Origin of the sequence: Kribbella sp. NPDC003505 (assembly GCF_040610875.1) — a bacterium.
Lineage (GTDB): Bacteria > Actinomycetota > Actinomycetes > Propionibacteriales > Kribbellaceae > Kribbella.
In genome coordinates this window covers 202,964-225,088 of record NZ_JBEXNA010000003.1, presented here as the reverse complement: position 1 = coordinate 225,088, position 22,125 = coordinate 202,964, and the positions used below count along the sequence as shown (strand labels likewise).

The following is a 22,125-nucleotide window of genomic DNA, read 5'->3' as shown; positions in this document are numbered from 1 at the left end:
CGTTCGCAAAATGCATGCGACCGCCGATCTATACGCTGGAGTCATGGATATCCGGCAGCTGCGGTGCCTGGTCGAGATCGTCGACTCGGGCACGTTCACCGACGCCGCGATCGAGCTGGGGATCTCCCAGGCGGCGGTGTCGCGCAATCTGCTGGCCCTGGAGCGTGAGCTCGGCGTCCGCCTGCTGCACCGGACCAGCCGTTCGCTGACCCCGACCGCGGCCGGTGTGCGGGTGCTCGTCCGGGCGCGGCACATCCTCGCCGAGCTCGACGAGCTGGTGAGTGAGGCGACAAGCGGCCATACGCGGCTGCGGGTCGGTCATGCGTGGTCGGCGTTCGGCAGCCGGACCCGCGAGTTCCAGCGCCGCTGGGCGACCGAGCACCCCGGCGTCGAGCTGCAGCTGATCCGCACCAACACCGCGACCGGCGGTCTCGCCGAGGGGCTGTGCGATCTCGCGGTGGTCCGCAGCCACCTGGAGCTCGGCCGCTTCGCCCACGTCCTGCTCACCCGGGAACCTCGGTACTGCGCCCTGCCCGCTGACGACCCGCTGGCGCGCAAGCGGTCGCTGACGCTCGACCAGCTCCGGGACCGCACCATCGTCATCGACCGCCGGACCGGAAGCACCACGGCCGACCTGTGGCCGGACGACGCGCGGCCGGAGATCGAGCTCACCCAGGACGTGGACGACTGGCTCGCCGCGATCTCGTCGGGGCGCCGCGCCGGGCTCACGCCGCAGGCGACCACGACGCAGTACCGCCGCGACGGCGTCGTCTACCGGCCGGTGCGGGACGCGCCGCCGGTCGACGTCCACCTGATCTGGCATCGCGAGGACCCGCACCCGGCCACCCAGGCCGCCGTCGACCTGCTGACCGCGCTCTACCGCGAGTCGAGCAGCCCGAGAAGCTGACGGCGGTCGTCAGCCTTCCACAGCAGGTCGCGGACGCGGTCGATCCCGCCGACCGGCCAGTGTTCGAGCAGCCGGAGCACCTCAGGGTCCTTGATCCCGGCGGCCAGTGCACCGATGTAGTCGCCCCACACGGTGTCGAACGGCCGGCCGAACAACCGCTCCATGCCGAACTCCAGCGGCTCGCTGATGCCGATCCGGTTGTGCAGCTCACCGGCAGCCCGATAGGCCGCCTGCAACGCCGCGTCGCGCTGCTGCCAGGTCTCGGCCTGCCCGACCGCGCGCAGCAGCGGCGTCATCGCCGGACCGCAGGACAGCCGGCCGAACGCCGTGCCGAACCATTTGGAGTACGGCGCGTAGGTGCGCTCCATCAGGAAGCACAACCGCATCAGGTCCTCGACGAGCCGGGCGCCGATCAACGCCGACCCGAGCTCGTCCCCGACGTACCCGGAGCGGCCGACGAGGTTCATCTCGGGATGCACACGCCACCAGCCGGCGATCATCAGATAGCGCCAGACATCGTCCGGGTAGTACGCGAGCCGATCGCGGACCGCCTCCAGACCGAGGTCGTCGTGGAACACGCCACCCGCGGTGTGCTGCCGCAGAATCGACTCGGGAAACGTCAGCCAGTCTCCCGGCGTCAATTCACTGTCGACGTCGAAACCGAACTGCTGCCGGAAGTATTCGCGCACGGTGTGTACTTCCACCCAGGTGGGCCGCCCCGCGAAGGTCTCGGGCACCTCCACCCGGAGCTCCACACCGTCCTCGACGAACAACAGGACCCGGGCTTCGCAGTTGTGGTCCGTCGACATCTCGTCGTCGAACCCCAGAACCTCCGACCCTCGCCCCAGCAACGCCGCACTGTGCGGCACGCCGACCAAGGGCCGGACGACCTCGGAATAGAACCGCTCACAGATCTCCAGACCGGACATGCGACAAAAGATCGCAGCTGACCGAACGGAAATTCAAGAACAATCAGGAAATCCCGCGAAATTACTTCGCGGGATTTGCTGATTCAGATCTTATCAGTTTTACCGGCTGTTTGTCAGTAGCCGAGGACCGTCCGGTACGCCGCATTCGCCCGGTCGGCCGCGTCCTGCAGACCGGTCGCGCTCGGGCCCGCGCCGAGGATCTCGCGCGAGCTGGACGGGACGACGTTGCGCAGCGCCGGACCGAACACCTTCGCCAGGCCCTCGGCCGTGCCGCCCTGGGCGCCGAGGCCGGGGGCGAGCAGCGGGCCGTTGATGTCCAGGTTCTCGTCGGTCGAGCTGATGGTCGCGCCAACGACCGCGCCGAACGAGCCCAGGCCCTCGACGCCGGCGTTCAGTTCGCGCAGCCCGTCGAGGACCGCACCGGCGACCGTCGACCCGGCCGCGGTGCGCGCGGACTGGAACTGCGGGCCTTCCGGGTTCGAGGTCAGGGCGAGCACGAACAGTCCTGCTCCGGCTTCCCGCGCTTCGTCGATCGCCGGCTGCAGCGAGCCGAACCCGAGGTACGGGCTGACCGTCAGCGCGTCACAGGCCAGCGGGCCCTTCTCGGCCAGGTACGCCGCCGCGTAGCCCGCCATCGTCGTACCGATGTCGCCGCGCTTCGCGTCGATGATCACCAGCGCCCCGGCCTCGCGGAGCCGGATCGTCGCCTGCTCGAGGACGGCGACCCCGGCCGACCCGAAACGCTCGAAGAACGCGGACTGCGGCTTGAACACCGCGACCCGGTCGGCGAGCGCGTCGACGACGCCGTACGTGAAGGAAGCGAGCCCCTCCGCGGTGTCGGGCAGGCCCCAGGCGTCCAGGAGATGCTGGTGCGGGTCGATGCCGACGCACAGCGGGCCGCGGGCGTCCATGGCGGCGCGCAGCCGGGCGCCGAACGGCTTGTTACGCATGTCGCTCCCCAAGGGTTGGTTGCTCATGGCAAGCTCCTGTTGATCCGGCGGATCAGGCCGGGGCCTTTGTAGATGAGTCCGGAGTAGACCTGGACGAGGCTCGCGCCGGCGTCGAAGAGGCGGATCGCGTCCGACGGTTCGACGATCCCGCCGACACCGATGACGGGCAGCGCTCCCCCGGTCTGGCTGTGGATGTGGGCCACCACCTTGGCCGCCGTCTCCGCGAGCGGGCGGCCCGACAGACCGCCCGCCTCGCCGGCGAGCGGGTGAGTCTCGACGCCTGGGCGGCCGATGGTGGTGTTGGTGGCGATGATGCCGGCGACGCCGGTGTCGGTGCAGACCTGGAGCAGCTCGTCGATCGCCGACGTGGTCAGGTCCGGAGCGATCTTCACCAGGATCGGCTTCGGCTCGAGGCCCGCGACGGTCAGCTCCGCGGCTTCGGTGTGCAGCGCGGTCAGCAGTTCGCGGAGGTGGCCGGCGTCCTGCAGCGAGCGCAGGCCGGGGGTGTTCGGCGACGACACGTTGACCGCGAAGTAGTCGCCGTACCGGTAGAGGCGGCGCAGGGAGGTCACATAGTCCTCGACCGCCTCCTCCAGGGGCGTCACCTTCGACTTCCCGATCGAGATGCCCAGCGGGTAGCCGAGGTCGCCGTACGCCGCCAGCCGCGCGGCCAGTGCCTCGCTGCCGAGGTTGTTGAAGCCCATGCGGTTGATGACCGCCTCGTGCTCGACGAGGCGGAACAGCCGCGGTTTCTCGTTGCCGGGCTGCGGGTGCGCCGTGACCGTGCCGACCTCCACGAAGCCGAAGCCGATGGCCGGCCAGGCGCGCAGTGCGATCCCGTTCTTGTCCATCCCGGCGGCGAGCCCCACCGGCGAGGGGAAGCGGACGCCGAAGACCGTGCGCGGCGCGGGCGCGCCGTACAGCCGGGCCCCGGCGCGGGGAGCGCCGGGGATGCGGCCGAGCAGGCGGAGGGCGGCGAGCGTCTGCTCGTGCGCGACCTCCGCGTCGCCCTTGCCCAGCCGGTACAGGACCGGCCGGACAAGGCGCTCGTACATCGAGCGGTCAGACACCGCGGATCCTCGGGACCCAGTCCTGCAGGGACCGAACGCCGATGTCGCCGGCGCGCTGCGCCTCGATGCCCTGGACCGCGGCGGCGAGGCCCTGGACCGTGGTGATGCACGGGATGTTGCGGGCGACGGCCGCGCTGCGGATCTCGTAGCCGTCCAGACGCGGCGAGCCGCCCTGGGTGATCCCGATCGGCGTGTTGACGATCAGGTTCAGCTCGCCGTCCTGGACCATCTGGACGATCGTCGGCTCACCGTTCGGGCCCGGGCCCTGGCTGCTCTTGCGGACCGTGACCGCCTCGACCCCGTTGCGGCGCAGGACGTCGGCCGTCCCCTCGGTCGCATAGATCTGGAAGCCGAGATCCGCCAGCCGCTTGACCGGGAAGATCATGTGCCGCTTGTCCCGGTTCGCGACCGAGACGAACACCTTGCCGGCGCCGGGCAGCGGCTGCGAGGCCGCCGCCTGCGACTTCGCGAACGCCGTACCGAAGGTGTCGTCGACGCCCATCACCTCGCCGGTCGACTTCATCTCCGGCCCGAGCACCGTGTCGACCGACGAACCGTCGATGGTCCGGAACCGGTTGAACGGCATCACGGCCTCCTTGACCGCGATCGGCGTGGTCGGCGGCAGCGTGCCGCCGTCGCCGGTCGCCGGCAGCAGACCCTCGGCACGCAGCTCGGCGATCGTGGCGCCGAGCATCACCCGGGCGGCCGCCTTCGCCAGCGGCGTCGCGGTCGCCTTCGACACGAACGGCACCGTCCGGGACGCCCGCGGGTTCGCCTCCAGCACGTACAGCACGTCGCCGGCGAGCGCGTACTGGACGTTCAGCAGGCCGCGGACACCGACGCCGCGGGCGATCGCCTCGGTGGACCTGCGGATGTTCTCGATGTCCGCGTTCCCGAGCGTGATCGGCGGCAGCGCGCACGACGAGTCACCGGAGTGCACCCCGGCCTCCTCGATGTGCTCCATCACGCCGCCGAGGAACAGTTCGTCGCCGTCGAACAGCCCGTCGACGTCGATCTCCACCGCGTCGTCCAGGAACCGGTCGATCAGCACCGGGTGCTCGAACGCCCCGTCGCCGCCGAGCCGCTCCAGCGCGGCGGTCAGCTCGGCCGAGCTGTAGACGATCTCCATGCCGCGACCGCCGAGCACGTACGACGGCCGGACGAGGACCGGGAACCCGATCTCGCCGGCGACCTGGTGCGCCTCCCCGGCCGACAGCGCCGTCCCGTGCTTCGGCGCCGGCAGCTTCGCGTCCGCGAGCACCTTGCCGAACGCGCCCCGCTCCTCGGCCAGGTGGATCGCCTCCGGCGACGTCCCGACGATCGGTACGCCGGCGTCCGCGAGCCGCTGCGCCAGCCCGAGCGGCGTCTGGCCGCCGAGCTGGACGATCACGCCCGCGACCGGCCCGGCCTGCAGCTCGGCGTACACGATCTCGAGCACGTCCTCACAGGTGAGCGGCTCGAAGTACAGCCGGTCGGAGGTGTCGTAGTCGGTCGAGACCGTCTCCGGGTTGCAGTTGACCATGATCGTGCAGTAGCCGGCCTCGCGCAGCGCCATCGACGCGTGCACGCACGAGTAGTCGAACTCGATGCCCTGCCCGATCCGGTTCGGCCCGGAGCCGAGGATCAGCACGGCCGGGGTCTCGCGCGGCGCGACCTCGGTCTCCTCGTCGTACGACGAGTAGTGGTACGGCGTCTCGGCCTTGAACTCGGCCGCACAGGTGTCGACGGTCTTGTAGACCGGCCGGATGCCGAGTGCCTGCCGGACACCGCGGACGACGTCCTCGGTCAGCCCGCGGATCTCGGCCAGCTGCAGGTCGGAGAACCCGTGCCGCTTGGCCAGCTTGATCACGTCGGGCGTCAGTCGCGGCGCGGCCGCCACCTGCAGGGCGGTCTCGTGGATCAGGTACAGCTGGTCCACGAACCAGGGATCGATGCGCGTCGCCTCGAAGATCTGCTCCGGCGTCGCCCCCGCCCGGATCGCGTCCATGACGATCCGGAGCCGGCCGTCCTGCGGCGTCTTGATGGCTTCGAGCAACGGCTCCAGCTCCGACGCGGGCTGCCCGGCCCAGGAGAACCGGGCCTCCGGCTTCTCCAGCGAGCGCAGTGCCTTCTGCAGCGCCTCGGTGTAGTTGCGGCCGATCGCCATCGCCTCGCCGACGCTCTTCATGTGCGTGGTCAGCGTGGCGTCCGCGGCCGGGAACTTCTCGAACGCGAACCGCGGCACCTTCACCACCACGTAGTCCAGCGTCGGCTCGAAGCTTGCCGGGGTCTGCTTGGTGATGTCGTTCGGGATCTCGTCGAGCGTGTAGCCGATCGCGACCTTCGCCGCGATCTTCGCGATCGGGAACCCGGTCGCCTTCGACGCCAGCGCGGACGAGCGGGACACCCGCGGGTTCATCTCGATCACGATCAGCCGGCCGTCGGCCGGGTTCACCGCGAACTGGATGTTGCAGCCGCCGGTGTCGACGCCGACCTCGCGGATGATGCCGATGGCCAGGTCCCGCATCACCTGGTACTCGCGGTCGGTCAGCGTCATCGCCGGCGCGACCGTGACCGAGTCGCCGGTGTGCACGCCCATCGGGTCGACGTTCTCGATCGAGCAGATGATCACGACGTTGTCGGCCTTGTCGCGCATCACCTCCAGCTCGTACTCCTTCCAGCCGAGGATCGACTCCTCGATCAGGACCTCCGTCGTCGGCGACGCGTGCAGCCCGGCCCCGGCGATCCGGCGCAGGTCCGCCTCGTCGTAGGCCATCCCGGAGCCGACACCGCCCATCGTGAACGACGGCCGGACGACCAGCGGGTACCCGAGCTTGGCCGCGGCGGCCATCACGTCATCGAGCGAGTGGCAGATCTCCGACCGGGCCACCGACGCGCCGAGCTTCTCGACGATCTGCTTGAAGGACTCCCGGTTCTCACCGCGCTGGATGGCGTCGACGGACGCGCCGATCAGCTCGACGCCGTACTTGTCCAGCACGCCGTTGTCGTGCAGGGCGATCGCCGCGTTCAGCGCGGTCTGGCCGCCGAGGGTGGCGAGCAGCGCGTTCGGGCGCTCCTTCTCGATCACCTTCTCGACGTACTCCGGGGTGATCGGCTCGACGTAGGTGGCGTCGGCGAACTCCGGGTCGGTCATGATCGTGGCCGGGTTGGAGTTCACCAGGACGACCCGGAACCCCTCCTCCTTGAGCACCCGGCAGGCCTGGGTCCCGGAGTAGTCGAACTCGCAGGCCTGGCCGATCACGATCGGGCCGGATCCGATCACCAGGACCGAATCGATGTCTGTACGGCGCGGCATCAGTTCCGTCCTTCCATCAGTTCGACGAACCGGTCGAACAGGTACGCCGAGTCGTGCGGGCCGGCCGCCGCCTCGGGGTGGTACTGGACCGAGAAGGCGAGCACGCGGCCGTCCTTACCGGTGAGCTTCAACCCTTCGACGACGTTGTCGTTGAGCGAGACGTGCGACACCTCGGCGGTCCCGTACGGCGTCTCGACCGTCTCCTCGATCGGCGCGTCGACCGCGAACCCGTGGTTCTGCGCGGTGATCTCGACCTTGCCGGTGGCCCGGTCGAGCACCGGCTGGTTGATGCCGCGGTGCCCGTACTTCAGCTTGAACGTGCCGAGCCCGAGCGCCCGCCCGAACACCTGGTTGCCGAAGCAGATCCCGAAGTAGGGCTTGTCCTGCTCGAGCAGCTGCTTCAGCAGCGTGGTCGGGTGCTCGGTGGTCTCCGGGTCACCCGGGCCGTTGCTCATGAAGATGCCGTCCGGGTTCACCGCGAGCACCTCCTCGACGGTCGCGGTGGCCGGCAGCACGTGCACCTCGATGCCGCGCTCGGACATCCGCTTCGGCGTCATCGACTTGATCCCCAGGTCGAGCGCGACCACCGTGAAGCGCTTCTCCCCCTCGGCCGGCACGACGTACGGCTCGAACGTCGTCACCTCCGAGGCCAGGTCGGCGCCGACCATCGGCGGTTGCTCGAGCACCCTCGCGAGCAGCTCGGCCGGGTCCAGGACCTCGGTGGAGATCCCGGCGCGCATCGCGCCGCGCTCCCGCAGGTGGCGGGTCAGCGCGCGGGTGTCGATACCGGAGATCCCGACGACCCCCTGGCCCTTCAGCTGGTCGTCGAGCGAGCGCGTGGCGCGCCAGTTCGACGGGACCCGGGCCGGGTCGCGCACGACGTACCCGGCGACCCAGATCTTCTGCGACTCGTCGTCCTCGTCGTTGATCCCGGTGTTGCCGATGTGCGGCGCCGTCTGGGTGACGATCTGCCGGTGGTACGACGGGTCGGTCAGTGTCTCCTGGTACCCGGTCATCCCGGTGGTGAACACCGCCTCGCCGAAGGTGGATCCGGTCGCTCCGTACGACGTGCCGGCGAACGACCGGCCGTCTTCCAGGACCAGCAGTGCTGGCTGGCTCATGATGCTCCGATCAAGGTCGAGATGGATGCGGTCAGGGCGGCGGTGTCGGCCTTACGGCGCGGACGGAACCCGGTGTCGAGCTCACGTCCGTCGTGGGTCCAGGTGACCACGAGCAGGCCGGACTTCTCCGCGGTCACCTTGCCGGCGATGCCACGGTCGGTCCGGACCCCGGTCAGCCGGTCCGCGGGGATGAAGACATCCGCCGCGCCCTGCCGGTGGAAGATCAGGCCGGCCTCACTGACGGCCAGGTCCGCGGTCGCGCGGACGCCCAGTTCGTGCACGGCGATCCGGTCCATCCAGTCGCCGGCGGTCGTCGTGGCGACGTACACACCTTCGACGCCGCGTGTCGAGTCCTCTGGCGCCGTGGGCAAGGGCGCCAGGTCAGCCTGCCGGGACTGGCGGTTGCGCCAACCGCGGTACATACCGAAGTAGGCAGCCGCCAGCACCACCAGCGTGCCGAGAATGCCCAGGAAGGCCTTCACCGAGTTGAATTCCCTCCCCGCCCCACCGCCCCGGTCGTGAGCTCACCGTCCAGGACGGTCGGCGTACCCCGCAGGAACGTCGCCACCACCTTGCCGGGCAGCGTCATTGCCTCGAACGGCGTGTTCCGCGACAGCGACACCGACTCGTCGGGTACGACGGTGCGCTCGACCCGGGGGTCGTACAGCACGACGTTCGCGGGCGCGCCGGCTTCCAACGGGCGGCCGTGGTCGGCGGCCTGACCGATCGCGGCCGGCGCGTAGCTCATCCGGTCGGCGACATCGGCCCAGGTGAGCAGCTTGGTGTCGATCATCGCGTGCTGTACGACGCTCAGCGCCGTCTCCAGCCCGGTCATCCCGAACGCCGCGGCGCTCCACTCGCAGTCCTTGTCCTCGACCGGGTGCGGCGCGTGGTCGGTGGCGACGATGTCGATCGTGCCGTCGGCCAGCCCCTCACGGACGGCCTCGACGTCCGCCTTGGTGCGCAGCGGCGGGTTCACCTTGTAGACCGGGTTGTACGAGGCAGCCAGGTCCTCGGTCAGCAGCAGGTGGTGCGGCGTGACCTCGGCGGTCACCTCGAGGCCGCGGCGCTTGGCGGCCCGGACGATCTCCACCGAGCCCTTGGTCGACAGGTGGCAGATGTGCAGCTTCGACCCGACGTGCGCGTTCAGCAGGATGTCGCGGGCGATGATCGCCTCCTCGGCGACACTCGGCCAGCCGGTCAGGCCGAGGACGCCGGACAGCGCGCCCTCGTTCATCTGCGCGCCCTGGGTGAGCCGCGGCTCCTGCGCGTGTTGGGCGATCACCCCGTCGAACGCCTTCACGTACTCCAGCGCGCGGCGCATCAGCGCGGCGTCCCAGACGCAGTCGCCGTCGTCGGAGAACACCCGGACCCGGGCGGCGGAGTCCGCCATCGCGCCGAGCTCCGCGAGTTGCGTGCCCTTGCGGCCGACGGTGACCGCGCCGATCGGGTACACGTCGGCGTACCCGGCGTCGCGGCCGAGGCGCCAGACCTGCTCGACGACGCCGGCGGTGTCGGCGACCGGGTCGGTGTTGGCCATCGCGAAGACCGCGGTGAAACCGCCCTTCGCGGCGGCCCGGGTGCCGGTGAACACCGTCTCGGCGTCCTCCCGGCCGGGCTCGCGCAGGTGCGTGTGCAGGTCGACCAGCCCGGGCAGCGCGACCAGGCCCGCGGCGTCGATCGTGGTGGCGTCCGCCGGCGCCTCCAGGCCGGTGCCGACGGCAACGATCTCGCCGTTGTCGATCAGCAGGTCCGCCACCTCACCGCCAACGATGCTCGCGCCGGTGATCAGGTAAGAGCTCATCGACGTCCTCGCTTCGCTCCGGGCGCCGATGAGGCGCGACGGGGGCTGTGTTGAATGGTGACCTCGCTACGCTCGCTCACGCCGTGGGCTCCTCGGTCTCGTTCGTTCCAGAAAGCAGCAGGTACAGGACGGCCATCCGGATCGCGACGCCGTTGGTGACCTGCTCGACGATCACCGAGCGGGTCGAGTCGGCGACCTCGGCGCTGATCTCCATCCCGCGGTTCATCGGGCCGGGGTGCAGCACGATCGCCTCGTCCGGCAGTTGCGCCATCCGGTTCTTGTCCAGGCCGTAGCGCCGGGTGTACTCCCGGGCGCTCGGGAAGAACGCGTCGTTCATCCGCTCCCGCTGCACCCGCAGCATCATCACCGCGTCGCTCTTGGGCAGCACCGAGTCGAAGTCGTACGACGTGACGCACGGCCAGGTGCTCATGTCGACCGGCAGCAGCGTCGGCGGGGCGACCACGGTCACGTCGGCGCCGAGCGTCGAGAGCAGCAGCACGTTCGACCGGGCGACCCGGGAGTGCAGGACGTCGCCGACGATCGTGATCCGGCGGCCGTCCAGCGCGCCGAGGTGGCGGCGCATGGTGAACGCGTCGAGCAGTGCCTGGGTCGGGTGCTCGTGGGTGCCGTCGCCGGCGTTCACCACCGAGCCGGTCATCCAGCCCGACGTGGCCAGCAGGTGCGGCGCGCCGGACGAGCCGTGCCGGCAGACGACCCCGTCCGCGCCCATCGCCTGCAGCGTCAGCGCGGTGTCCTTGAGGCTCTCGCCCTTGCTCAGGCTCGACCCCTTCGCGGAGAAGTTGATCACGTCCGCGGACAGCCGCTTGGCGGCCGCCTCGAACGAGATCCGGGTCCGGGTGGAGTCCTCGAAGAACAGGTTCACCACGGTCCGCCCGCGCAGCGCGGGCAGCTTCTTGATCGGCCGGTCGGCGAGCGAGCGCATCTCCTCGGCCGTGTCGAGGATCAGCTGCGCCTCGTCGCGGCTCAGGTCGCCCGCGCTCAGCAGGTGCTTCATGCCTGTGCCCCCTTGTCCGCGATCAGGACCGCGTCCTCGCCGTCGAACTCGTCGAGATGAACGGTGACCCGCTCGACCAGCGAGGTCGGCAGGTTCTTGCCCACGTAGTCGGCGCGGATCGGCAGCTCGCGGTGGCCGCGGTCCACCAGGACGGCGAGCTGCACCGCGCGCGGGCGGCCGAGGTCGCCGAGCGCGTCGAGGGCCGCACGGATCGTGCGGCCGGAGAACAGCACGTCGTCGACGAGCACCACGACCTTGCCGTCGATCCCGTCCGCCGGGATGTCGGTGTGCTCCAGGCCGCGCGGCGGTTTGAGGCCGATGTCGTCGCGGTACATCGTCACGTCGAGTGACCCTGTCGGTACGCTCTGCCCCTCGACGGCCTGGATCCTGGCCGAGACGCGCCGCGCCAGCGGGACGCCGCGGCGCGGGATGCCGAGCAGGACGACCGGGTCGGCGCCGCGGTTCCGCTCGAGGATTTCATGGGCGATCCGGGTCAGTGCCCGGGAAATGTCGGAAGCGTCCAGGACCTCGCGACCGCTGCGCTTCGGCGGCTGCTCGGCCTGGTGCTGCTCTGCACTCTGGGCAGGGCTCATCGCTACCGTTCCTCCTTTCCCGCCTCTCTGGACGGGTCTTTAAAGGACGTTCGGACCGCTTGACATGGTATCGGATGTGACACGCCGTCTTGACGCTGGCCCGCACCCCAGAATATTGTTACTCTGTGTAACCGAGGGGGGTTCACCTTACCGGCCCGTTCCGGCGGGCCGGACATGACGAACTAGTCGGAGGGAAGAACCAGCGTGCCTAGCGAATACGCGAAGACACTGGGTGGCAAGTTGCGCGCCATCCGCCAGCAGCAAGGACTGTCGCTGCATGGCGTGGAAGAGAAGTCCAAGGGTCGCTGGAAGGCGGTCGTCGTCGGCTCGTACGAGCGCGGCGATCGAGCCGTCACGGTCCAGAAGCTCGCGGAGCTCGCCGATTTCTACGGCGTGCCGATCCGTGAACTGCTTCCTGGGTCCGCCAGCGCGGCCGCCGCGGCTGCCGCTCCTCCCCGGTTGATCCTCGACCTGGAGGCCCTGCAACACCTCGACGCGAGCGAGGCCGGCCCGCTGACGCGGTACGCGGCCACGATCCAGGCTCAGCGCGGGGACTACAACGGCAAGGTGCTGTCGATCCGTCAGGACGACATGCGGACGCTGGCGGTCATCTACGACGAGTCGCCGACGACGCTCACCGAGCGCTTCATCTCCTGGGGTGTGCTGAACCCGGAGGCGAAGGGCGAGGTCGAGGAGTCGCCCGAGGCCGCCGGAGCCTGACGCCTGAACGAAGGCACCAGACGGTCGGGGCTTGTAGCAGCTGGCCCGCGGCCGCCCGCCTTCCTTCAGCTGACCGAACAGAGCAGCAACCGCGACAACCGCAGTAACCACGCGGCAGGGACCACCTCACCGGCCGCAGAACGGGGACGCAACGGCGGCCCGGGACCGTACCGAGACGGTCACCGGGCCTGACAACTACAGAGGGCTCGCCCCCCTCGCTTCCTCTTGCTCAGACGCCCAGTGTGGGCTTCAACTGCAGCAGTCTGGCCAGCAGTCCGTTGACGAACGTCGGAGACTCGTCGGTCGACAGGTCCCGCGCCAGCGCGACCGCCTCGCTCACCGCGACCACGTCCGGCACCTGGTCGTCGTACAGGAGCTCGTAGGCGCCGATCCGCAGGATGTTCCGGTCGACGGCCGGCATCCGGTCCAGCGACCAGCCCACCGAATGGGTCTCGAGCAGCTCGTCGATCTGCTCGATGTGTTTCGCGACGCCCTCGACCAGCGCCACGGTGAACTCGTTCACCGGCGGGTCGTTGTCGGCCACCCGGTCGGCCAGGGTGCCGCCGACCGGCAACCCCCTGACCTCCGACTCGAACAGCACGTCGAGCGCGCGCTTGCGGGCCTTGCTCCGGGCAGACATCTTCTGTTGTCGCTTCCCTTGGTTAGTCAGCGATCAGGAGGTGACGCGGCCGAGGTAGTCCCCGGTCCGGGTGTCGACCTTGACCTTCTCGCCGGTGGTCAGGAAGAGCGGGACCTGGATCGTGTAGCCGGTCTCCAGCTTGGCCGGCTTGGTGCCGCCGGTCGACCGGTCGCCCTGCAGGCCCGGCTCGGTGTACTCGACCAGGAGCTCGACCGAGGCCGGCAGCTCGACATACAGCGGGAGGTCGTCGTGCACCGCGACGATGGCGTCCTGGTTCTCCAGCAGGAAGTGCGCGGCGTCCCCGACCACGTCGGGCTGGATGTTGGTCTGCTCGTACGTCGACTTGTCCATGAAGACGTAGGACGAACCGTCGTTGTACAGGTACGTCATGTCACGCTTGTCGACCGTGGCCACCTCGACCTTGACGTCGGCGTTGAAGGTCTTGTCCACCACCTTGCCGGACAGCACGTTCTTCAGCTTGGTCCGGACGACGGCGCCGCCCTTGCCCGGCTTGTGATGCTGGAACCACACGACGGACCACAGCTGCCCGTCCAGGTCGAGCACCATGCCGTTCTTGAGGTCGTTCGTCGTTGCCACGCGGGTAAGCCCTTCGAGATCGATCAGCGGTCAGAGTGCGTCCGAGGCCCCAGCGCCGTAGCGAGCAGGTGCTCGGTGCGGCGAGGTGCCGTGCCGAGTGCCGCGCAGTAGGCGATGGGGCCTCGGACGCACTCTCACACGTGATTGTAGCGGTCAGCACTGCATTCCTCCGATTCGCTGGACCGGGCCGGCCTTAGGCTGGGGCTCCAAACCGTGCACAGACGCGCAGGAGGACGGCGATGACGGGGTTCGTGATCTTCGTCGTGGTGATGATCGTGGTCAGCCTGATCTCCAAGGCGCGGCAGCAGGCCACCCGCGGCAACGGTCAGCCGAACGCGCGGATGCAGGCGCTGATCGAGCGGATCCAGGCGCAGCAGGCCGGCAGCCAGCCGGTGCAGATCCAGGGCCAGTTCACTCAGGCCGCCGGCCCGGGCGGACCGCCTCCGGCGCCGAGCCCGACGTTCCCGGTGCAGGCCGGAAACCCGCAGGGCAGCCAGCAGGCTGCGGCCGCTCTGCAGCAGCTCATGCAAAGCGGCCGGCAGGCGCCTCGCCCTGGCGAATGGGCCACGCCCGCCCAGCCGCAGTACCCGCTGCAGTACAACCCTGCGCCGTACCAGCCGGGGCCTTACCAGCCGCCGGCGCACCGGCCGCAGCAGAACAACCTGCCGACGCCGAGGCAGGACCTCGACGCCAGGGTGCGCGAGTTGATGACCGCAGGCAACGAGGTCGGCGCGATCCGGCTGCTCAGCGACGAGCGTGAGCTGGGGATTCTGGAGGCGCAGAAGTACGCGCGCGACCTGGTCGCCCCGCCGACGGCTCCGCGGCCGAACGCGGATCTGCTCGACGAGCCCGACCAGGACGAGGGCCGGTACGTCGGTTCCGCCGCCTTCGCGGAGTCGATCTTCAACCTGGACGACCGCGACGAGAACGTCTGGGCCAGCGGCTGGGTCGACAAGCCCGACGCCGACGACCGCTCCGACATCGACGAGCTCTGGCAGACCGTCAGCAACCCGCCGCGCGCGACTCCTCCCCCGGCCCAGTAACGCGGGACGCCGGTCAGTCGCGCCGGTCGCCGAGCGACTCGAGCAGTGCGCGCAGCAGGTCTGCCAGCTGATCGCGCTCGGTCTGCGAGAGGCCCGCGAGCAACTGCGACTCGGTGTCGATGTGGGTCGGCAGCACCTTGTCGATCAGCTCGAGGCCCTCGGGCGTCAGGGTGACCAGGACGCCGCGGCGGTCGGTCTCGCTCGGCGCCCGGGTGACGAGGCCGCGGGACTCCAGCCGGTCCAGCCGCTGACTGATCGCCCCGGACGTGACCATCGACGAGTGCATCAGACCGGCCGGCGTCAGGCTGTGCTCGGCGTTGCTGCGCCGCAGGGTCGCCAGGACGTCGAACGACGCACGGTCCAGGTCGTGCTTCGCGAAGTTCCGCCGCAGCTCGGCATCGAACAGCGCGCTGAGCCGGCTCATCCGCCCGATGATGCCCATCGGCGACGGGTCCAGGTCGGGCCGCCGCGCACGCCACTGCTCGAGCACCAGGTCGACGTGATCTGCCATGGGGCCAGCCTACCGCCAAGATTGCTTAGCGATGAGAGACTTGAAAGTTACTTAGCACTGAGATACTTTATCTTAGTGCTAAGCAATCGACGATTCTTCCTACTGCTGACCACGGCGATCGCGCCGATGCTCTGGGGCACCACCTACGTGGTCACCACCGAGTTCCTCCCGCCGCATCGCCCACTGCTGGCCGCGCTGCTGCGCGCGTTACCGGCCGGGCTCCTGCTCGTCGCGATCACCCGGGTCCTGCCGCGCGGCAACTGGTGGTGGCGCTCACTCGTCCTGGGCACGCTCAACATCGGCGCCTTCAACGCCCTGCTGTTCGTCGGCGCGTATCGGCTGCCGGGTGGTGTGGCGGCGACGGTCGGAGCGATCCAGCCGCTGCTGGTCGCGCTGCTGTCCGCGGGCCTGCTCCGGCAGCGCCTCTCCTTGCGCACGGTCCTCACTGCGATCGCAGGCGTGTTCGGAGTCGGCCTGCTGGTGCTCCGCGCGACGGCACGACTCGACACCTGGGGCGTGCTCGCGGCTGCCGGCGGTGCGGTCGTCATGGCGTTCGGCGTCGTATTGAGCAAGCGCTGGACATCACCCGCTCCCCTGCTGGCCACAACCGGGTGGCAACTGGTCGCCGGTGGGCTGGTGCTGCTGCCATTGACCTTCCTGGTCGAAGGCGCGCTCCCGTCCTTCACGCTGCGGAACCTTGCCGGCTACTCGTACCTGGCACTGTTCGGTTCGGCGGTCGCGTATGCGCTGTGGTTCCGCGGACTCCGGGAACTCGTCCCGACCGAGGTCACGTTCCTCGGCCTACTCAGCCCGGTAGTCGCCACGACCGTCGGCTGGCTGGTCCTCGCTCAGCACCTCACCGCGCCGCAGGCCGTCGGCGGTCTGATCGTGCTCGCGGCGCTGGTCACCGCACAGATCCGCCGCACACCGAAGAAGCCGGTCGTCGAGACACGGGTCCTCGTCCCGGCCGGAGAGGGGTGCTGAGAATGCGGATCCTCGTGTGGGGAGCGACGGGCTCTGTCGGAAGCCGGGTTGTCGCCGAGGCAACCGCCCGCGGTCACAGCGTCACCAGCGTCAGCCGGTCCGGCCCGGATCACCTGCGCGGTGATGCATCCAACCCGGAGGACGTGGCGCGCTTGAGTGCTGGGCACGACGTCGTCATCAGCGCGACCCGGCCGCAGGACGGGAGGGAAGGTGAGCTCGTGGACACGGCCAAGTCCCTGCTGATCGGACTGCGCGGCAGTGGCGTGCGGCTGGTTCTGGTAGGCGGTGCAGCAAGCCTGATCGTGCCGGGGAGCGAGCTGACGCTCATGGAGTCCCCGGAATTCCCGGCAGCGCTGTTGCCGATCGCCCGGGCATGCGCCGCGCAATACGCGCTGGTGCGGTCAGCTGAGGCGTTGGACTGGACGTATGTGAGTCCGCCGGCCCTGCTGGAGCCTGGTACGCGCACCGGGCGGTACCGCAAGGGCTACGACCACCTCGTGACCGATGCGGCCGGCGAGTCCTCCATCTCGGTCGAGGACTTCGCCGTCGCGCTGGTCGACGAGGCGGAGCAGGCTCAGCACATCAGACAGCGCTTCACGGTTGGCTACTAGATCAAGCCTTCGCGCAGTGCGTACGCGACGGCGTGGGAGCGGTTTCTGAGTTGCAGGCGGCTGGTGACGTCGTGCAGGACGTTCTTGACCGTGCGCTCCGAGTAGGACAGCTCGCGCGCGATCTCCTGCGTGTCCTTGCCGTCCGCAACGAGTCGCAGTACTTGCGTCTCCCGGTCGGACAGACCGGTGCGGGTCAGCCCGCGCGGCGCCGGCACCTGCCGCTGTATGCGCGACACCTGACCGAGCAATCGTCCCAGCAGGTCCGATGGCAGGCTGCCGTCACCCGCGGCGGCAGCCTGCACCAGATGCATTATGCGGTCGGCGGTCGCCTCGGTACGTCGCAGTACGCCGGAGACCCCCTGCTCGACCGCGATCATCAGCGCCTCGTCGTCGATCGAGCTGCCGATCAGCACGGTCCGGCGGAAGCCCCGCTGCGTCACCGACCGCAGTACCTGCACGGCGCCGGCGTCCAGCGCGTCGACGGCGACCAGCGCGACCACTGGCGGAGCGGTGCGCTGTCCGGCCGGCGCCGGCAAGAGAGCCGGCAGATCGGCGTCGCCGATCAGGTTGATCTCCGGGCGCTGCCGCAGCGTGTGCACCAGCCCGAACTGCGAGAGCGGGTCGAGCGCCTTCACCCAGACCGGAATCCGGTTCTCCCCACGGAGGTGCCCGGGATGTTGCCCGTGGTGTTGTGTCATACGAACCCCCAAGTCGTCGTTGCCCTCCCGATCGTGCTGCCCACACCTACCTGATGCCCGAAAGGGCAGATCGGTTACGAATCGAGCGTGGTGAGCGCGCGGAGGGCGAGACGGTAGGAGTCGAGGCCGAAGCCGGCGATGGTGCCGGTGGCGACCCCGGCGACGACGCTGGTGTGCCGGAAGTCCTCGCGGGTGGCGGGGTTGGTCAGGTGGATCTCGATCAGCGGAGCGGTCCGCTGCGCGATCGCGTCCCGCAGCGAGTACGAGTAGTGGGTGAACGCGGCCGGATTGAGGACGACCGGTGTCCGGCCGTCGGCCGCCTCGTGCAGCCAGCCGACCAGTTCGGCCTCGTCGTCGGTCTGCCGCACCTCGACCTCGAGCCCGAGCTCGACGCCGGTCTTCTCGCACACCCCGACCAGCTCGGCGAAGGTCGTCGTACCGTACTTCTCCGGCTCCCGCGACCCCAGCCGCCCGAGGTTCGGCCCGTTCAGTACCAGCACCCGCCTGCTCACATCCGTCACAGCACTCACCCTAGCGGCAGCCCGCCGAAGGCGGTTTCGGCCCGGCAAGCCTCGTGAAGTGACTCGAGTGCGACCAGGTGATCGTCGTCGAGCCGGCCGACATCGTCGCGGCGGAGGCGCACGGTCTCAACCGGCTGTACGTCGTCGTCACCCGGGCCGTGTCCCGGCTGGACATCCTGCACAGCCGGGATCTGCCTCCTGAGCTTTAGGTCCAGGGTGCGCCGGGGCCGCCCATGCGGTGCGCGTACGGCGTACCGTGGCCGAGGTCATCGCGACGGATCGGCTTGTCGGTGAACGCGGATGCGTAGATGGCCGCTGCGAGTTCGAGCGTGTTGCGCGCCTCCGCCAGCGTCACCGGCGTCGGCTCCCCCGCGGCCTTGGCGTCGAGGATCGCGGCGAGCTGCGCGGTGTGACCGCTCGCGACGTCGGGCAGATCGGCCGACCAGGCGTCCGCGACGGCCTCGTGACCCGGCGCCGGCGTGATCGTCCAGTCCGGGTTCTCGTACCCGTACAGGTGCTCCAGCTCGACGGTCGCGTTCTCGCAGTCGAACCGCAGCTGCGACGTCTGCCGGGCGGACACCAGCGAGTTCACGATCGACGCGACCGCACCGTTCTCGAACGTCACGAGTGCCATCGATACGTCCTCGGTCTGCGTCGGTCGTGCCTGCCGGGCGGCGAGCGCGGTCACCTTCTCCCACGGGCCGAGGACCGACAGCAGCAGGTCGTACTGGTGGATGCCGTGCCCCATCGTCGGGCCGCCGCCCTCGACGTCGAACGTGCCGCGCCACGGCACCGCGAAGTACGCGTCGTCGCGGTACCAGACGGTGTTGCACAGGGCAACCAAGGGACGGCCGAGGACACCGTCGGCGAGCAGTTCGCGCAGCCGGACCGCGCCGGATCCGAACCGGTGCTGGAACACGCACGCGACCTGCGCCGCGGACTTCTCCTCCGCCGCCGCCAGCGCGTCGAACTCGTCCAGCGACAGCGTCGGCGGCTTCTCCAGGTACACGTCGACATCCGCAGCGAGGCACTCGGCAGCCAGCGGGACGTGCGAGTTCGGCGGGGTACACAGGTGGACCAGGTCGACTTGCTCGGCCGCGAGCAGATCGGTCAGGCTCGGGTAGGTCGCCGGGATGTTCCACTGGGCGGCGAACTCCTTCGCCTGGTCCGGATCGACGTCGACGGCCGCGACCAGCTCGGCCCGGGCCGGAAGCGCGGCGACGGCTCGAGCGTGCGACCCGGCGATCCCACCGGTCCCGACGATCGCGATCCGGTGCTTGCGGTCAATCATGGAAAGCCCTTTCCGAGGCGTTTCCAGAACCCTAACTGATCTCGCCGTACGCCGCGACCAGAAGGCTCGGGTCGGGAGCCTCGAGGATGGTCGGCTTCGCCAGCGCGTCGAGGACGACGAAGCGGAGCCGGTCGGCGCGGGTCTTCTTGTCGAGCTTCATCGCGTCCTGCAGATGCGGCCAGGCGTCGGCGCGGTAGCTGACCGGGAGGCCGAGCGACTCCAGGACGGCGCGGTGCCGGTCGGCGGTCGCGTCGTCGAGCCGGCCGGCCGCACGGGCCAGCTCGGCGACGAACACCATGCCGATGCTGATCGCGGCGCCGTGGCGCCACTTGTACCGCTCGACGCGCTCGATCGCGTGGCCGAGCGTATGCCCGTAGTTCAGCGCCTCGCGCCCGATCCGGCCGCCGGCCGTCGTCGTCCGCTCGCGGAGATCCGCCCCCACCGTGTCGGCCTTGACCTGGATCGACCGGGCGATCAGCTCCTCGGTCGCGGTGTACGACGGACTCGTCGCGCCGGACGGGTCCTTCTCGACCAGGTCGAGGATCACCGGGTCGGCGATGAAGCCGCACTTCACGACCTCGGCGAGCCCGCTGACGTAGTCGTTGACCGGCAGCGTCTCCAGCGCGGCCAGGTCGCACAGCACCCCGGCCGGCTCCCAGAACGCGCCGACCAGGTTCTTGCCCTCGGCGGTGTTGATCCCGGTCTTGCCGCCGACCGCCGCGTCGACCATGCCGAGCAGGGTGGTCGGGATGTGCACGACCTTGACGCCGCGCAGCCAGGTGGCCGCGACGAAACCGGCGAGGTCGGTCGTCGTCCCGCCGCCGACGCTCACGATCGCGTCCGACCGGGTGAAGCCGGCCTGGCCGAGGACCGACCAGCAGTACGCCAGCACCTCGGCGGTCTTGGCCTCCTCGGCGTCCGGGATCTCGATCGCGTGCGCGGTGAAGCCCGACCCGGTCAGGTCGTCGCGGATCGCGTCGCCGGTCTCGCGCAGTGCGCGCGGGTGGATCACCGCCACCCGCTGCACGCCCTCGCCCAGCAGGCCGGGCAGTTCGCCGAGCAGGTTGTTGCCGATCACGACGTCGTACGGGGCGGCCGCCTGGACGCGGATCCGCGCGCTCACGGGAGCTGCCCCAGGATCTCGTCGGCGATCTGGTCCGGGGTCTTGCCGTCCGTCATCACGGTCAGCTTGGCGACCTCGGCGTACAACGGCCGCCGGGCTTCCATCAGGTTGCGCAGCTGGGTGCGAACGTTGCCGAGCAGGAGCGGGCGGGCGACGCTCAGCCCGACGCGCTTGGACGCCTCGCCGAGGCTGACGTCGAGGAAGACCACGGTGTGCCCGGCCAGGTCCGCCCGGGTCGCGGGGTCCAGGATCGCGCCGCCGCCGAGCGACAGCACCTCGCCGTCGTTCTGCAGTGCGGCGACGATCGCGGCCCGCTCCAGCGCGCGGAAATGCGGTTCGCCCTCGTCGACGAAGATCTCCGAGATCGGCTTGCCCGCGCCGGCTTCGACGTCGGTGTCGGTGTCGCGATGCGTGGCTTCCAGCCGCCCGGCCAGCAGGGCCGCGATCGTGGACTTGCCCGAGCCGGGCGGGCCGACCAGGACGACGACGGGGCTCACTCCCACTCCCGCGGGGTGATCGTGGCCGGCAGGTTCGCGAGGTAGGACTGGTGGTTGCGCGCGGTCTCCGCGACCGAGTCGCCGCCGAACTTCTCCAGCGACACCTCGGCCAGCACCAGCGCGACCATCGCCTCGGCGACGATGCCGGCCGCCGGCACGGCGCAGACGTCCGAGCGCTGGTGGTGCGCCGCGGCAGCCTCGCCGGTGGCGGTGTCGATCGTGCGCAGCGCCCGCGGAACGGTCGCGATCGGCTTCATCGCGGCCCGCACCCGGAGCGTCTCACCGGTGCTCATGCCGCCCTCGGTACCGCCCGAGCGGCCGCTGGTCCGCCGTACCTCACCGCCCTCGGCGACGATCTCGTCGTGCGCCTGGGAACCCGGCGTCCGGGCCAGCTCGAAGCCGTCGCCGAGCTCGACGCCCTTGATCGCCTGGATGCCCATCAGCGCACCGGCCAGCTTGGAGTCGAGGCGGCGGTCCCAGTGCACGTAGCTGCCGAGGCCAGGCGGCAGCCCGTCGACGACGACCTCGACGACGCCGCCGAGCGTGTCGCCGGCCTTCTGTGCGGCGTCGATCTCCGCGACCATCTGCTTGCTCGCGTCCGGGTCCAGGCAGCGCACCGGGTCCGCGTCCAGCCTGGCGACGTCGGAGTACGCCGGGATCACGCCGTACGGCGCCTTCACGGTGCCGAGCTCGACGACGTGACTGACGATCGTCACGCCGTACGCCTGGCGGAGGAAGCGGGCCGCGACCTCGCCCAGCGCGACCCGGGCCGCGGTCTCGCGGGCACTGGCCCGCTCGAGCACCGGGCGGGCCTCGTCGAACCCGTACTTCTGCATGCCGGCCAGGTCGGCGTGACCGGGCCGCGGCCGGGTCAGCGGCGCGTTCCGGGCCAGGCCCTCGAGCGTCTCGGCGTCCACCGGGTCGGCGCTCATCACCTGCTGCCACTTGGGCCACTCGGTGTTCCCGACCTGGATCGCGACCGGGCTGCCGAGCGTCAGCCCGTGCCGGAACCCGCCGACGAACGTCACCTCGTCCCGCTCGAACTTCATCCGGGCGCCGCGGCCGTAGCCCAGCCGACGACGAGCCAGGGCGTCGGCCACGTCGTCCGTGGTGACCTCAACGCCTGCGGGAAGACCTTCGAGTACGGCGACGAGCGCTTGTCCGTGCGACTCGCCGGCGGTGAGCCAGCGCAGCATGCGGCAATT

Annotated in this window: 24 protein-coding genes; 6 read left to right on the top strand and 18 right to left on the bottom strand. The window is 70.2% G+C overall.

Translation table 11 applies throughout. The features are described 5' to 3' along the window. The first annotated feature begins 43 nt into the window (after positions 1-43). A complete protein-coding gene (locus ABZX12_RS10130; RefSeq protein WP_355691700.1) occupies positions 44-907 on the top strand; it encodes a LysR family transcriptional regulator in 864 nt (287 codons plus the stop codon). Here the strand turns inward: ABZX12_RS10130 and ABZX12_RS10125 are convergent. The 9 genes from ABZX12_RS10125 to pyrR form a co-directional block, all read right to left on the bottom strand. After that, positions 877-1,836: a DUF4037 domain-containing protein gene (locus tag ABZX12_RS10125; protein ID WP_355691698.1), complete on the bottom strand. Its 960-nt coding sequence runs from the start codon at positions 1,834-1,836 to the stop codon at positions 877-879. The two genes, ABZX12_RS10130 and ABZX12_RS10125, sit on opposite strands and share 31 nt — an antisense overlap. 113 nt (positions 1,837-1,949) lie before the next feature. After that, positions 1,950-2,813 carry an orotidine-5'-phosphate decarboxylase gene (pyrF, locus tag ABZX12_RS10120; RefSeq protein WP_355691697.1) on the bottom strand — a complete coding sequence of 288 codons (864 nt, stop codon included), beginning with the start codon at positions 2,811-2,813 and terminating at the stop codon, positions 1,950-1,952. Beyond that, positions 2,810-3,856, bottom strand: a complete 1,047-nt coding sequence (locus tag ABZX12_RS10115; RefSeq protein ID WP_355691695.1) for a quinone-dependent dihydroorotate dehydrogenase — start codon at positions 3,854-3,856, stop codon at positions 2,810-2,812. Before ABZX12_RS10115 ends, pyrF begins: the two co-directional genes overlap by 4 nt. Continuing rightward, the gene (carB, locus tag ABZX12_RS10110) at positions 3,849-7,151 is read right to left on the bottom strand and encodes a carbamoyl-phosphate synthase large subunit (protein WP_355691693.1); all 3,303 of its coding nucleotides are present in this window, start codon (positions 7,149-7,151) and stop codon (positions 3,849-3,851) included. The genes ABZX12_RS10115 and carB overlap by 8 nt, the downstream gene beginning before the upstream one ends. Continuing rightward, positions 7,151-8,272 carry a glutamine-hydrolyzing carbamoyl-phosphate synthase small subunit gene (gene carA, locus ABZX12_RS10105; RefSeq protein WP_355691691.1) on the bottom strand — a complete coding sequence of 374 codons (1,122 nt, stop codon included), beginning with the start codon at positions 8,270-8,272 and terminating at the stop codon, positions 7,151-7,153. The genes carB and carA overlap by 1 nt, the downstream gene beginning before the upstream one ends. Next, on the bottom strand, positions 8,269-8,754 hold the full coding sequence (locus ABZX12_RS10100) for a hypothetical protein (RefSeq protein ID WP_355691689.1): 486 nt from the start codon (positions 8,752-8,754) through the stop codon (positions 8,269-8,271). The genes carA and ABZX12_RS10100 overlap by 4 nt, the downstream gene beginning before the upstream one ends. After that, positions 8,751-10,076, bottom strand: a complete 1,326-nt coding sequence (locus ABZX12_RS10095) for a dihydroorotase (protein ID WP_355691688.1) — start codon at positions 10,074-10,076, stop codon at positions 8,751-8,753. The genes ABZX12_RS10100 and ABZX12_RS10095 overlap by 4 nt, the downstream gene beginning before the upstream one ends. Before the next feature lie 76 nt (positions 10,077-10,152). Then, entirely contained in the window at positions 10,153-11,091 is a 939-nt protein-coding gene (locus ABZX12_RS10090) for an aspartate carbamoyltransferase catalytic subunit (protein WP_355691686.1), read from the bottom strand. Further along, a complete protein-coding gene (pyrR, locus tag ABZX12_RS10085; RefSeq protein ID WP_355691684.1) occupies positions 11,088-11,684 on the bottom strand; it encodes a bifunctional pyr operon transcriptional regulator/uracil phosphoribosyltransferase PyrR in 597 nt (198 codons plus the stop codon). Before pyrR ends, ABZX12_RS10090 begins: the two co-directional genes overlap by 4 nt. Before the next feature lie 204 nt (positions 11,685-11,888). Between pyrR and ABZX12_RS10080 the strand changes: the two genes are divergently transcribed. Next, complete coding sequence (locus ABZX12_RS10080) at positions 11,889-12,404, top strand: transcriptional regulator (RefSeq protein WP_355478378.1); 516 nt, start codon at positions 11,889-11,891, stop codon at positions 12,402-12,404. Between the two features lie 229 nt (positions 12,405-12,633). Here the strand turns inward: ABZX12_RS10080 and nusB are convergent, their stop codons facing one another. Then, entirely contained in the window at positions 12,634-13,044 is a 411-nt protein-coding gene (gene nusB / locus ABZX12_RS10075) for a transcription antitermination factor NusB (protein ID WP_355691682.1), read from the bottom strand. 33 nt (positions 13,045-13,077) lie between these two features. Next, the gene (gene efp, locus ABZX12_RS10070; RefSeq protein WP_355691680.1) at positions 13,078-13,641 is read right to left on the bottom strand and encodes an elongation factor P; all 564 of its coding nucleotides are present in this window, start codon (positions 13,639-13,641) and stop codon (positions 13,078-13,080) included. Positions 13,642-13,880: 239 nt separating this feature from the next. On the opposite strand from efp, the gene ABZX12_RS10065 reads away from it, so the two are divergent. Next, complete coding sequence (locus ABZX12_RS10065; RefSeq protein ID WP_355691678.1) at positions 13,881-14,684, top strand: hypothetical protein; 804 nt, start codon at positions 13,881-13,883, stop codon at positions 14,682-14,684. Between the two features lie 13 nt (positions 14,685-14,697). Here ABZX12_RS10065 and ABZX12_RS10060 read toward each other — a convergent pair whose 3' ends face one another. Next, the gene (locus tag ABZX12_RS10060; RefSeq protein WP_355691676.1) at positions 14,698-15,195 is read right to left on the bottom strand and encodes a MarR family transcriptional regulator; all 498 of its coding nucleotides are present in this window, start codon (positions 15,193-15,195) and stop codon (positions 14,698-14,700) included. Between the two features lie 75 nt (positions 15,196-15,270). On the opposite strand from ABZX12_RS10060, the gene ABZX12_RS10055 reads away from it, so the two are divergent. Together ABZX12_RS10055 and ABZX12_RS10050 are read left to right on the top strand one after the other, a co-directional pair. Then, the gene (locus ABZX12_RS10055) at positions 15,271-16,179 is read left to right on the top strand and encodes an EamA family transporter (protein WP_355691675.1); all 909 of its coding nucleotides are present in this window, start codon (positions 15,271-15,273) and stop codon (positions 16,177-16,179) included. 2 nt (positions 16,180-16,181) lie between these two features. After that, on the top strand, positions 16,182-16,790 hold the full coding sequence (locus tag ABZX12_RS10050) for an NAD(P)H-binding protein (protein ID WP_355691674.1): 609 nt from the start codon (positions 16,182-16,184) through the stop codon (positions 16,788-16,790). On the opposite strand, the gene ABZX12_RS10045 is transcribed toward ABZX12_RS10050, so the two are convergent. Beyond that, positions 16,787-17,488 (bottom strand): response regulator transcription factor, encoded by a 702-nt coding sequence (locus ABZX12_RS10045; RefSeq protein ID WP_355691672.1) that lies wholly within the window; start codon positions 17,486-17,488, stop codon positions 16,787-16,789. The two genes, ABZX12_RS10050 and ABZX12_RS10045, sit on opposite strands and share 4 nt — an antisense overlap. A gap of 74 nt (positions 17,489-17,562) precedes the next feature. Next, entirely contained in the window at positions 17,563-18,000 is a 438-nt protein-coding gene (gene aroQ, locus ABZX12_RS10040) for a type II 3-dehydroquinate dehydratase (protein WP_355692836.1), read from the bottom strand. Positions 18,001-18,086: 86 nt separating this feature from the next. On the opposite strand from aroQ, the gene ABZX12_RS10035 reads away from it, so the two are divergent. After that, the gene (locus tag ABZX12_RS10035; RefSeq protein WP_355691670.1) at positions 18,087-18,218 is read left to right on the top strand and encodes a hypothetical protein; all 132 of its coding nucleotides are present in this window, start codon (positions 18,087-18,089) and stop codon (positions 18,216-18,218) included. Here the strand turns inward: ABZX12_RS10035 and ABZX12_RS10030 are convergent. From ABZX12_RS10030 to aroC, 4 genes are read right to left on the bottom strand one after another with little or no spacing between them, the layout of a single operon-like run. Next, a complete protein-coding gene (locus ABZX12_RS10030) occupies positions 18,215-19,300 on the bottom strand; it encodes a Gfo/Idh/MocA family oxidoreductase (RefSeq protein WP_355691668.1) in 1,086 nt (361 codons plus the stop codon). The two genes, ABZX12_RS10035 and ABZX12_RS10030, sit on opposite strands and share 4 nt — an antisense overlap. Positions 19,301-19,331: 31 nt before the next feature. Continuing rightward, positions 19,332-20,423, bottom strand: a complete 1,092-nt coding sequence (aroB, locus tag ABZX12_RS10025) for a 3-dehydroquinate synthase (protein WP_355691666.1) — start codon at positions 20,421-20,423, stop codon at positions 19,332-19,334. Further along, positions 20,420-20,920, bottom strand: a complete 501-nt coding sequence (locus tag ABZX12_RS10020; protein WP_355691664.1) for a shikimate kinase — start codon at positions 20,918-20,920, stop codon at positions 20,420-20,422. The genes aroB and ABZX12_RS10020 overlap by 4 nt, the downstream gene beginning before the upstream one ends. After that, entirely contained in the window at positions 20,917-22,116 is a 1,200-nt protein-coding gene (gene aroC / locus ABZX12_RS10015; RefSeq protein ID WP_355691663.1) for a chorismate synthase, read from the bottom strand. The genes ABZX12_RS10020 and aroC overlap by 4 nt, the downstream gene beginning before the upstream one ends. Positions 22,117-22,125: the final 9 nt, after the last annotated feature.